This is a genomic window from Rhodococcus sp. DMU2021 (assembly GCF_019641445.1).
Lineage (GTDB): Bacteria > Actinomycetota > Actinomycetes > Mycobacteriales > Mycobacteriaceae > Rhodococcus > Rhodococcus pyridinivorans.
Genome location: NZ_JAIFKB010000006.1, coordinates 99,660 through 111,203, shown reverse-complemented (window position 1 = coordinate 111,203; position 11,544 = coordinate 99,660). Strand labels below are relative to the sequence as shown.

Here is an 11,544-nt window from a genome sequence, read left to right as displayed (position 1 = left end):
GGACCGGTGGCACATATAGTCCCACCATGCTGCCACCGCGTCCCGGTACTCCGCTGTCTTCCGCCCGCTCGACCCGCTCGGTGGCGCCGTGAGTGCCGGCGGCGAACTGCTCGTCGGGCTGGCGATCCTCGTCGGCCTGCTCGGGATCGTGCTGCCGGTCCTGCCCGGCGTCCTGCTGATCTTCGGCGCGATCGCCGTATGGGCGTTCCTCACGGGAGGCACCACCGCATGGATCGTGCTGGGCGTCGCGGCGGTGGCGCTGCTGGTCACCGGCATCGTGAAGTACACCTGGCCCGGCAAGCGACTGCAGCAGGCCGGGGTGCCGAACCGCTCGTTGATCCTCGCCGGTCTGCTCGGCATCGTCGGGTTCTTCGTCGTCCCCGTCGTCGGGCTGTTCCTGGGCTTCCTGCTCGGCATGTACCTGTCGGAGGTGCAGCGGCATCGCACCCACCGCGACGCGTGGGTCTCGACGGTCGCGGCGACCAAGGCGGTCGCGTTGTCGATCCTCGTCGAACTGTTCGGCGGACTCGTCGCGGCGTCGGTGTGGCTGGGCGCCGTCCTGTTCACCTGAGCGCACCCGGAAAGCCGAGCAGACCCGAAAGCGAGGAGGGACCCATCCGCGCGGATGGGTCCCTCCTCGTTCGTGCAGTTCAGGCTGCTGTCACGCCTTGTGCGGCTCGCTCGCGCGGAACATGTCCTCGCGCTCGACGACCTTCACGCGCTCGCGGCCCTCGGCCTCACCGAGGCTGCGCTCGTGCGCGTCGAGGCGGTACCAGCCCTGCCAGGTGGTGTACGGCAGCTGCTTGTCCTCGAGGAACTTCACGATCGCGTCCTCGGACGGATCCTCGGGGGTGTTCAGCCGGCCGGCGGCCCGGTCCTCGAGCAGGTTCGCGACGGTCTCGTTCGCGTCGCCCTTGGTGTGGCCGATCAGGCCGACGGGGCCGCGCTTGATCCAGCCGGTGACGTAGGTGTGCGGCATGAACCGGTCGGGACCCTCGGCGTTCTCGTCGGCGAGCACACGTCCGGCCTCGTTCGGCACGGTGCCGGCCTGCTCGTCGAAGGGCAGCTTGGCGATGTTCTGCGAGAGGTAGCCGACCGCGCGGTAGACGGCCTGGACCTCCCAGTCGTTGAACTTGCCGGTGCCGCGCACGTTGCCGGTGCCGTCGAGCTCGGTGCGCTCGGTGCGCAGACCGACGACCTTGCCGTCCTCACCGAGGATCTCGTGCGGGGACTCGAAGAAGTGCAGGAACAGCTTGTGCGGGCGGTTGCCCACATCGCGGATCGCCCAGTCCTGCAGAGTGTTGGCGACCATGTCGACCTGCTTGGAGTTGCGACGTGCCTGCTCGGAGCCCTCGTCGTAGTCGATGTCCTCGGGGTCGACGATGACCTCGATGGTCGGGGAGTGGTCGAGTTCGCGCAGCTCGAGCGGCGTGAACTTGGCCTGCGCCGGACCACGGCGACCGAAGACGTGCACCTCGACGGCCTTGTTGTTCTTCAGACCCTCGTAGACGTTCGGCGGAATTTCCGTCGGCAGCAGCTCGTCGCCGGTCTTGGCGAGCACGCGGGCGACGTCGAGCGCGACGTTGCCGACACCGAGGACGGCGACCTTCTCCGCCTCGAGCGGCCAGGTGCGCGGCACGTCGGGGTGACCGTCGTACCAGGACACGAAGTCGGCGGCGCCGTAGCTGCCGTCGAGATCGATGCCGGGGATGTTCAGCGCGCGGTCCGCGTTCGCGCCGGTCGAGAAGATCACCGCATCGTAGAAACGCTGCAGGTCGTCGAGGTTGAAGTCGCTGCCGTAGTCGAGATTGCCGAGCAGGCGGATCTGCGGCTTGTCGAGCACCTTGTGCAGGGCGGTGATGATGCCCTTGATGCGCGGGTGGTCGGGCGCGACACCGTAGCGGATCAGACCGAACGGCGCCGGCATGCGCTCGAACAGGTCGATGCTGACCCCGGGATCCTGCGCAGTGTCGGACTTCATTAGTGCGTCGGCGGCGTAGATACCGGCAGGGCCGGCACCGACGATCGCGACGCGAAGGGGACGAGTCTGATCGGTCATCAGGGGATCAACTACCTCTTCGGTGTGCGGACGGACATATCCAGCTTAAATTAAGGCTGCCCTCAGTGGGCTCGGCGCAGGTCGCGCGGGGATGACGGCGAAGGAGGACGAATCGAGCCGTCGAGCGAATCGCTTCAGCGACAACACATGTGGGCACCCATACGACACAGGTCGACGGCGAGGCGTCGAACGAGCTGCGTGGTGGCCATGCGACAATTCCTACCTCGAGAGGGTTTTTAGGGCAAATGCGGTCGTGACGGGCCGCGACCTCGCGCCCACTAGGATCGGGCGCATGGCCAAGCGCGGAGCCCCCGAACCCGAACCCGATCCCGGCCCGGATCCCGACGGTCCCACCAGTAGCAGCATAGGGCCTTTCCTCGGAGCCCTCGCGGTCCTGGTGGTGCTCGTCCTCGTCGTCTTCGGCGCCCAGCTCTTCTCCCCGGCGGGCGACGACCTCACCGAGGACGAGATGGTGCGCCGCGCCGTCACCGACTACGTCTCCGCGCACAACGAGAACGACGGACCGATCCTCGACCGGCTGCGGTGCAGCGATCTGCCCGCCGAGGAAGCACCGCTCGCGGACGTCGAGGGACGCGTGGAGCTGCAGGCCGCGCAGAACATCGCCGTGGACGGCGATCGGGCCACCGTCGACGTCCGGACCGGCCTCGACGGGGAGACGCAGACCGAGACGTGGCAGGTCGTCCGCATCGACGACGTGTGGCGGATCTGCCGGTTCTGACGTGTCGCCGTGCGTATACGAAGCGGTGCCCGCGTGTACGTCACAGTCCGACCTGTGAAAATATGTTCCGGTGAGCTACGCAGGTGATATAACGCCGCAGCAGGCATGGGACCTGCTGCAAGGTGATCCGGATGCCGTGCTCGTCGATGTGCGTACCGAAGCCGAGTGGAAATACGTCGGGGTCCCCGAGACCTCGTCGCTCGGTCGCCGGACCGTGTTCGTCGAGTGGGTTCGTTACCCCGACGGCGCCCCCAACCCGAACTTCGTCGAGGATCTGAGGGCAGCGGGTATCGGCAGCGGACCGGTGATCTTCCTGTGTCGCTCGGGGCAGCGCTCCATCGGAGCGGCCACGGCCGCCACCGCTGCGGGCCTGACCCCCGCCTATAACGTTCTCGAAGGATTCGAAGGCGCTCTCGACGGCGAAAGCCATCGCGGTGCCGAGGGCTGGCGGGCCGCGGGCCTGCCGTGGAGGCAGTCGTGAGTTCCATCCCCCAGGGCGGCGCGTTCGACAAGGCGCTGCCCGCCACCGTTCGCCCCGCCACGCTCGGCGTGCGCGGCGGCACCCTCCGATCCGGTTTCGAGGAGACCTCCGAGGCCCTTTACCTCAACTCCGGGTTCGTCTACGAGTCGGCCGAGGCCGCCGAGGCCGCTTTCACCGGCGACGTCGACCATTTCGTCTACTCCCGCTACGGCAACCCCACGGTGAAGATGTTCGAGGAGCGCCTGCGCCTGCTCGACGGTGCCGAGGGAGCGTACGCCACCGCGTCCGGCATGTCCGCGGTGTTCACCGCGCTCGCCGCGTTGCTCGGCAAGGGCGACCGTCTCGTCGCGGCACGCAGCCTCTTCGGTTCGTGCTTCGTCGTGTGCAACGAGATTCTGCCCCGCTGGGGCGTGGAGACGGTGTTCGTCGACGGCGAGGATCTCGACCAGTGGGAGAAGGCACTGTCGGTGCCCACCACCGCGGTCTTCTTCGAGACCCCCTCGAACCCCATGCAGACCCTCGTCGACGTGCGTCGCGTCTCCGAGATGGCGCATGCGGCGGGCGCGAAGGTGGTGCTGGACAACGTCTTCGCCACCCCGCTGCTGCAGCGCAGCCTCGATCTCGGTGCCGACATCGTCGTCTACTCCGGCACCAAACACATCGACGGTCAGGGCCGCGTGCTCGGCGGAGCGATCCTCGGACCCGCCGACTACATCGACGGGCCGGTGCAGAAGCTCATCCGCCACACCGGGCCGTCGCTGAGCCCGTTCAACGCGTGGACGCTGCTCAAGGGTCTCGAGACCATGCCGGTGCGGTTGCGCGCCTCGGTCGATTCGGCGCTGCGCATCGCGCAGTTCCTCGAATCGCAGGATGCGGTGCGCTGGGTCAAGTACCCGTATCTCGAGTCGCACCCGCAGTACGAACTCGCGAAGTCGCAGATGAGTGGCGGTGGCACGATCATCACGTTGGAGCTCGACGCCCCCGAGGGCGAGGGCAAGAAGCGTGCCTTCGAGCTGCTGAACAAGCTGCGCATCGTCGACATCTCGAACAATCTCGGCGACTCCAAGTCGCTCATCACCCACCCGGCGACCACCACCCACCGGGCGATGGGACCGGAGGGCCGGGCCGCGATCGGTTTGTCCGACGGCGTGGTGCGACTGTCCGTGGGCCTCGAGGATCCCGAGGATCTGCTCGAGGATCTCCAGCAGGCGCTGTCCTGACCTGGGACGCCGTGAGCTACGCTGCGGGTGTCCTGCCGATCCGGTAGGGCACCCGCTGCGTTTTCGGTGAAGCCGGTGAGATTCCGGCGCTGTCCCGCAACTGTAAGTCCCGATACGGGGTGAGCCAGGTCGGCCGGCGCGGAGGGTCCGTACGTACTGGTCCTCGGACGAAGGACGGTGGCGTGCCGCAACCGCCTGTTGCAGCCGTGCTGTTTTCGTCCTCCGAACAACGGAGGATGGCTGTGCCACTCGACAACCACCGACGGCTGCTCGCCGCCGGACTGACCGCTTTCGCGCTCCTCGCCGCAGGGTGCTCGAGCAGCGACGATTCGTCACCGTCCGGTGACACCGACACCACCTCCGCGGACGTCCCGCAGGCCATCGTGTCGCTGAGCCCCACCAGCACGGAGATGCTCTACGCCGTCGGTGCCGGCGACCAGGTGGTCGCGGTCGACGACCGATCCGATTATCCGGCCGACGCGCCCGTCACCGATCTGTCGGGGTACACCCCGAACGTCGAGGCGATCCTCGGTTACGAACCCGACCTGGTCGTCGCCAACGCCGACACCGCCGATCTCGTCGCGGGGCTCGAGCAGGCCGGTGTCGAGACGCTGATCCTTCCCGCGGCCGAGAACCTGGACGACACCTACGCCCAGATCGAGCAGCTGGGAGCCGCCACCGGACACGTCGGTGACGCCGCCGAGCTCGTCGCGCAGATGAAGACGGACATCGACGGGATCCTCGCGGGCCTCCCGGAGCGTGAGACCCCGCTGACCTACTACCACGAGCTCGATAACACCTTCTACACCGTCACCGACGACACCTATATCGGCGATATCTACTCGATGCTGGGCCTGACCTCGATCGCGACCGGCGGCAACGGTTACCCGCAGCTGTCCGCCGAGTACGTCCTCGAGCAGAACCCCGACGTGATCTTCCTGGCCGACGGACAGTGCTGCGGCGTCACGCCCGAGGTCGTCGCACAGCGTGCGGGTTGGAACGAGCTCAGCGCCGTCCGTGACGGTCGCGTCTACGTCCTCGACGAGGACATCGCCAGTCGCTGGGGGCCGCGCGTCGTGGACCTGATGCGTGAGATCGCCCGGATCGTCGGCGGCATCCCCGCGGCCCAGCCCACGCCTTGATCTCTCTGTCGCGACGCAGTACCCGCGCCCTGCCACCCGGCGGTGCGCGGGTACTGCCGCGCAACGCGCTCGCGCTGACCGGCGCGGTGCTCGCCCTGTTCGCCGCGATGCTGGTCGGGATCCTCGTCGGGCCCGCCGGTCTCACCCCGGGCGGGGTGCTGCTCGACATCGCCGACCGCCTGCCGCTCGTCGACGTCGACTCCGGGTTGAGCACGCGTCAGCAGGCGATCCTGTGGAACATCCGGATGCCGCGCGTCGTGCTCGGGGTGCTGGTCGGTGCGATGCTGGCCATCGCCGGTGCGGCCTACCAAGGGGTCTTCCGCAATCCGCTCGCCGATCCCTATCTGCTCGGGGTCTCCAGCGGCGCCGGTCTCGGTGCCACCCTCGCCATTGTCGTGGGCGGCGCGGCCGGGTTCGCCGGTGTCCCGATCGCGGCCTTCGCCGGGGGCCTGCTCGCCGTCGGCGCGACGTATTCGCTCGGCCGCACCGTCGGCGGCAGCCGCTCGGAAGTCGTCATCATCCTCGCCGGTGTCGCCGTCGCGGCCTTCGCCAACGCGATCCAGACGTTCTTCATGCAGCTGCACGACGACACCCTGCGGCAGGTGTACTCGTGGATGCTCGGCCGCCTGTCCACCGACGGTTGGTCCGACGTCGTCGTGGTCCTGCCGTACGTCGTGGTCACCGTCGCGATCATCGCGCTGCATCGGCGCACACTCGATGTCATGGCGGTCGGCGACGTCGAAGCCGCGAGCCTCGGGATCAACCCGGCGCGCGTGCGGCTGCTGCTCGTCTGCGTCGCGACCCTCGGAACCGCGGCCGTCGTCTCGGCGAGCGGTCTCATCGGGTTCGTCGGCATCGTCGTCCCCCACGCGGTCCGGCTGCTCGCCGGACCCGGCCACCGTCTCCTGCTGCCGCTGTCGCTGCTGGTGGGTGCGTCCTTCCTCGTCCTCGCGGACGTCCTGGCCCGCACCGTCATGTCGCCCGCCGAACTGCCGATCGGTGTCGTCACCGCGGCGATCGGGGCGCCCTTCTTCCTCGTCGTGCTCAGACGGAGCCGAGGTGTCCGATGAAGAGCGATGTTCTCACCACCCCGACCATGACGGTGTCGTGCCGGCAGCTCAGCGCCGAACGCGGTGGCGTCGAGGTGCTGCACGGGATCGACCTGAACGTCACCGCCGGCTCCTGGCTATCGCTGGTCGGACCCAACGGGTCGGGCAAGACCACCCTGCTGCACGTCCTCGCCGGTCTCGTGCCGGCCACCGGTCACCTGCAGGTCGCCGACATCGTGCCGGGGCGCGCCGGACGTCGGGACATGGCACGCGCGGTCGCGCTGATGCCGCAACGCCCCGTGGTGCCGGAAGGTGTCACCGTCAGGGAACTGATCCATCTCGGCCGCACCCCGCACATCCCGCGCTTCGGATCCGAGACCGCGCACGACCGCGAGGTGGTGGACCGGATCGTAGAACGGCTCGAGCTCGAAGCGTTCGCACCGCGACTCGCGACCGAACTGTCCGGCGGTGAGCTGCAGCGCGTCGTGCTCGCACGCGCTCTCGCCCAGCAACCGCGGGTGCTGCTCCTCGACGAACCCACCAGCGCACTCGACATCGGACACCAGCAGCAGGTACTCGAACTCGTCGATTCGATGCGCACCGAAGGCGACCTCACCGTCATCGCCGCGATGCACGACCTGACCTCCGCCGCCCAATACGGGGAACGGCTCGTACTGCTCGATCGCGGGCACGTCGTCGCCGACGGAGCGCCCGACGACGTCCTCACCGCCGAACGCATCGCGCAGGTCTACGGCGCCCGCGTCGAGATCCTCGACCGCCCGGCGGGTCGCGCCGTCCTCCCGCTCCGCGACAGCACGAAGGACCGCTGATGGAGGTCGTGCTCCTGGGAACCGGCGCGGCGGACGGGTGGCCGAACCCGTTCTGCACGTGTGCATCCTGCGCGGATGCCGCGCGTCGCGGCGAGATCCGCGGGCAGACCGCGGCACTCGTCGACGATGTGCTGATGCTCGACTGCGGTCCTGAGGCGCCCCGCGCGGCCGTGCGGCACGGCAGGTCGCTGGCGCAGGTGCGGCATATCCTCCTGACCCACGCCCATGCAGATCATCTGGGCCCGCAGGCATTGTTGTTCCGGTCGTGGGTGGCCGCCGGCGTCGAACTCGATGTGATAGGTCCCGCCGACGCGCTCGACACCTGTAGACCCTGGGTGGCTCCCGACGCGCCGGTGCGTTTCGTTCCGGTCGAGCCGGGGGACTCGCTCACCGTCGGCGACTACTCGGTGCGCGTTCTTCCCGCACGGCACAAGGTCTTCCGCGACGGCGACGCGGTGCTGTACGACCTGTCGGGCCCGGGCGGGTCGCGGTTGCTGTGGGCGTGCGACACCGGGATGTGGCTCGCCGAGTGGTTCGAGGCCGTGCGCGACGCCCGGTTCGACGCGGTATTCCTCGAGGAAACCTTCGGCGACCGTTCCGAACTGTCCGAGGGTCACCTCGGCCTGCCCGAGTTCGGCGCGATGGTGGATGGTCTGCGCGGTGTCGGTGCCGTCACCGAGAACACCGAGGTGGTCGCAGTGCATCTGGGCCACCACAATCCGCCCATCGACGAACTGCGGAATCGTCTGCAGCAGGTGGATGCTCGTCCCGGTCGTGACGGTGAGGTGGTCCACGTGGGTGAAGGGACTCCGGTCGTGCCGCATCGGACGCTGGTTCTCGGGGGAGTGCGGTCGGGCAAGTCGCGGCACGCCGAGGAACTACTCGCGTCCTGCCCGTCCGTCACCTACGTCGCCACCGGCGGGACACGAGAGGGTGACGCGGAGTGGGCGGAACGTGTTGCACTGCACCGGGAAAGACGTCCCGGTTCATGGTCGACGGTGGAGACGGTCGATGTCGCCGAGGTGCTGTGCACCGCTACGGAACCGCTGCTGATCGATTGTCTCGGAACGTGGTTGACGGCACGGCTCGATATCCACGGTGTCTGGGATGGTGGCGACCTCGACCCTGTCCACTCCGATGTGGACGAGTTGATCGCGGCGTGGCGGAAGTGTGCGGTGCCGGTGGTCGCCGTGAGCAACGAGGTCGGTAGCGGAGTGGTGCCCGCGACCTCTTCGGGCCGATTGTTCCGCGACATGCTTGGCCGGCTCAATGCGCGGGTCGCGGAGGCCAGTGAGTCGGCAACTCTCGTGGTGGCGGGGATTCCCATTTCTCTGAAATCGGATTGATACCTGTTCTTCTCGTAACGCTGCGGACAACCCCGGCAGAGGTGAATTCCGGAAAGTGGTGCGTCAGGCGAGCAGTCGGTAAAGACCGATCAGCCCCACCACGACGATCACCGCCCGCAGCGCGACCGGCGACAGGCGTCGGCCGTAGTGCGAGCCGAGATAGCCACCGATCAAAGAACCCACCGCGATCAGTGCGGCCACGGTCCAGTCGATCCGGTCGAACGCCACCAGGATGTACGCGCACGCTGCCACGACGTTCACCACCAGCGACAGCAGATTCTTCACCGCGTTCTGTCGCTGGATGTGGTCGTGCAGCAACGCTCCGAACAAACCCATGAGCAGAATGCCCTGCGCCGCCGTGAAATAGCCGCCGTAGATGCCGACGGCGAAAGTGCCGACGACGAGCAGTGTCATCCGCACCGGTCCGAGGTGGCCGTCGGCGTCGCCGCCGGTTCTGCGGGCCACCCACGCCTGGATCTTCGGCTGGAACACGACGAGGGTAAGGGCCAGGAGGAGCAGGATGGGTACGACCGTCTCGAAGACGGTCTCAGGCAGGTGGAGCAGGAGCCACGCTCCTACCAGTGCCCCGCAGAACGACGCCGGGATCTGCCATCGCAGCCGCTCCCATTGCCCGCGCAGCTCGCGCCGATACCCCCAGGTGCCTGACACACCTCCAGCGACCAGGCCGATCGCGTTGGACATCGTCGCGGTCACCGGGGGCACACCGAACGCGACGAGCGTCGGGAAGGTGATGAGAGTGCCGGATCCGACGAGGGAGTTGATCGCTCCGGCGCCGAGCCCGGCCAATGCGACGAGGAAGAGTTCGAGCGGGGTCACCGAGGCGAGTCTACGGCGTACCGAAACCGGCCTTGTCGTCGATGCCGGGGCACCGCGTCGACATCGACATCGGTCTCGACGAGGAACGGATTTCCGTCACAGTGAGAGAAACCTTTCCGCGGCGTGCCGCACTCCGTAGCTTTAGCCGCGACCATCCAGAGCGACCGAGAGACCTGGCTCTACGACGTCGCAGCAACCCCCCGTACGCGGGTGCGGGTGCTACCGCCGGGACCCACGTCTGCACCCCCGCTTTCCCACACCCCCGCATTCCCGAAAGGCCCATTCCGATGGCTCCCGCCCCCAGGACGTCGCCGTGAGCACGTCCACCCGGGCACGACAGTCGAAGCGGTCGAGGCGTACCGGTCGGCGTTCCGTCCGTCGCCGATCCTGAGGAAGCCCTACTTGGTGGTCTCGGCCGACGCGGTGGTCGCCGACGACGACGCCACCGCACGCGAGTTGGCGTCGACCTACGGGCATTGGACGCACAGCATCCGCTCGGGCCACGGCGCGATCCCGTACCCGGACCCGGAGACCACCCCGCCGCTGACCGACGAGGAGCGAGCCCTCGTCGACGACCGCATCGTCACCCAGTTCGTGGGGGCGCCGAGCTCGGTGGCGGAGCGTCTCGACACCCTCCGCCGAGTAACGGACGCCGACGAACTCGTCGTCACCTCGGTCACCCACGGCCACGAGGACCGTCTGCGTTCCTACGAACTGCTGGCCCGCGAATGGGGATTGGCGCGGGTCCGCGCCGCGTGATCGTTCGTCGAGACCGGTGTTGTTGTCGATAAATCGCGAGAAATCGACAACAACACCGGTCTCGTTTCGGGGCGCCTGGGGATAACGTCGAAAGTTCTCCACAGACGGCGGATTCGGGGTACCGGAGGGACCGGAGACCGGGCACGCTCGCGCTCATGGTCGACTTCCACGAACCGTTCGCCGGCACCGATGCGCTGGCGGCCGGATCGGTGACGCGGTACCGACTCCGGCACCACTTCGTGAAGCTGCATCGCAATGTGTACGTTGCTCCGGGAGTCGAAGCGACCGCACTTCTACGCGCGAAGGCAGCCTGGCTGTGGGCGGGAGGTAGAGGGGTACTGGCCGGACCGTCCGCAGCCGCCGTGCACGGGACCCGTTGGCTCGACGCGTCGTTGCCGGCGGAGATGGTGCGACCCGGAAAACTGCACTCGACGCCGGGCATCATCGTTCGCAGCGTCGACGACATCGAATCCTGCGTCGTCGACGGAATGACGGTGACGATACCGGCCCGAACGGCCTTCGACCTCGCGCGCGGTGCGGACCTCGATCGGTGCGTCGAAATGGTGGACGCGCTCTGCAATGCGACCGGAACGAAGGTCCACGAGATCGAAGCGGTGGCCGCTCGGAACAAGGGCGCTCGGCACCTCGCGTCCGTACGGAAGGTTCTCGAACTCGTCGACGGAGGTGCCGCGTCACCACCGGAGACGCACACGCGGCTGCTGATCGTCCGATCCGGTCTGCCCGTGCCGGAGACGCAGATCGAGATCTACGACGGTGGGCGGTTCGTGGCACGCGCGGACATGGGCTGGAAGCAGTGGAGGGTCCTCGTCGAGTACGACGGTGCGCAGCACTGGACCGATCGAGTACAGCGGACCATCGACATCGACCGCTATACGTTGCTGTCGGAGCTCGGTTGGACCGTGGTGCGTGTCGGCGCCGACCTGCTGTATCGGCGACCTCAAGTCCTCGTCGAAAGGGTGCGACGCGCGTTGCACCGCGCCGGTGCCCTCGGGTGACCTGTCGAGACCGGTGTTGTGTGCGATTTTTCGGTGAATTTCGAACACAACGTCGGTCTCGACCGA

The 11,544-nt window shown here is 67.9% G+C and carries 11 protein-coding genes, 1 pseudogene and 1 riboswitch; of the genes and pseudogenes, 10 read left to right on the top strand and 2 right to left on the bottom strand.

The features are described 5' to 3' along the window. The first annotated feature begins 88 nt into the window (after positions 1–88). Positions 89–571 carry a DUF456 domain-containing protein gene (locus K3M35_RS11960; RefSeq protein ID WP_006552932.1) on the top strand — a complete coding sequence of 161 codons (483 nt, stop codon included), beginning with the start codon at positions 89–91 and terminating at the stop codon, positions 569–571. Positions 572–661: 90 nt separating this feature from the next. On the opposite strand, the gene K3M35_RS11955 is transcribed toward K3M35_RS11960, so the two are convergent. Continuing rightward, on the bottom strand, positions 662–2,059 hold the full coding sequence (locus tag K3M35_RS11955) for an FAD-dependent oxidoreductase (RefSeq protein ID WP_033096189.1): 1,398 nt from the start codon (positions 2,057–2,059) through the stop codon (positions 662–664). Between the two features lie 292 nt (positions 2,060–2,351). Between K3M35_RS11955 and K3M35_RS11950 the strand changes: the two genes are divergently transcribed. From K3M35_RS11950 to K3M35_RS11920, 7 genes are all read left to right on the top strand, one after another. Continuing rightward, complete coding sequence (locus K3M35_RS11950; protein WP_033096188.1) at positions 2,352–2,798, top strand: membrane protein; 447 nt, start codon at positions 2,352–2,354, stop codon at positions 2,796–2,798. A gap of 70 nt (positions 2,799–2,868) precedes the next feature. Next, a complete protein-coding gene (locus tag K3M35_RS11945) occupies positions 2,869–3,279 on the top strand; it encodes a rhodanese-like domain-containing protein (RefSeq protein WP_006552929.1) in 411 nt (136 codons plus the stop codon). Next, on the top strand, positions 3,276–4,499 hold the full coding sequence (locus K3M35_RS11940; protein WP_006552928.1) for an O-succinylhomoserine sulfhydrylase: 1,224 nt from the start codon (positions 3,276–3,278) through the stop codon (positions 4,497–4,499). The genes K3M35_RS11945 and K3M35_RS11940 overlap by 4 nt, the downstream gene beginning before the upstream one ends. Positions 4,500–4,518: 19 nt before the next feature. Beyond that, a riboswitch (cobalamin riboswitch) is annotated at positions 4,519–4,648 on the top strand. 87 nt (positions 4,649–4,735) lie between these two features. Then, on the top strand, positions 4,736–5,641 hold the full coding sequence (locus K3M35_RS11935; protein WP_183079202.1) for an ABC transporter substrate-binding protein: 906 nt from the start codon (positions 4,736–4,738) through the stop codon (positions 5,639–5,641). 107 nt (positions 5,642–5,748) lie between these two features. Continuing rightward, positions 5,749–6,711, top strand: a complete 963-nt coding sequence (locus tag K3M35_RS11930) for an iron ABC transporter permease (protein ID WP_228045161.1) — start codon at positions 5,749–5,751, stop codon at positions 6,709–6,711. Next, positions 6,708–7,520 carry an ABC transporter ATP-binding protein gene (locus tag K3M35_RS11925; RefSeq protein ID WP_006552925.1) on the top strand — a complete coding sequence of 271 codons (813 nt, stop codon included), beginning with the start codon at positions 6,708–6,710 and terminating at the stop codon, positions 7,518–7,520. Before K3M35_RS11930 ends, K3M35_RS11925 begins: the two co-directional genes overlap by 4 nt. Beyond that, positions 7,520–8,866: a bifunctional adenosylcobinamide kinase/adenosylcobinamide-phosphate guanylyltransferase gene (locus tag K3M35_RS11920; protein WP_006552924.1), complete on the top strand. Its 1,347-nt coding sequence runs from the start codon at positions 7,520–7,522 to the stop codon at positions 8,864–8,866. Before K3M35_RS11925 ends, K3M35_RS11920 begins: the two co-directional genes overlap by 1 nt. Before the next feature lie 63 nt (positions 8,867–8,929). On the opposite strand, the gene K3M35_RS11915 is transcribed toward K3M35_RS11920, so the two are convergent. Next, a complete protein-coding gene (locus K3M35_RS11915; RefSeq protein ID WP_006552923.1) occupies positions 8,930–9,703 on the bottom strand; it encodes a sulfite exporter TauE/SafE family protein in 774 nt (257 codons plus the stop codon). Between the two features lie 318 nt (positions 9,704–10,021). Between K3M35_RS11915 and K3M35_RS11910 the strand changes: the two are divergent. After that, a pseudogene (locus tag K3M35_RS11910) lies at positions 10,022–10,462 on the top strand (LLM class flavin-dependent oxidoreductase); the annotation flags it as partial. A 155-nt stretch (positions 10,463–10,617) separates the two neighbouring features. Beyond that, positions 10,618–11,478 (top strand): DUF559 domain-containing protein, encoded by an 861-nt coding sequence (locus K3M35_RS11905; protein WP_217579530.1) that lies wholly within the window; start codon positions 10,618–10,620, stop codon positions 11,476–11,478. Positions 11,479–11,544: the final 66 nt, after the last annotated feature.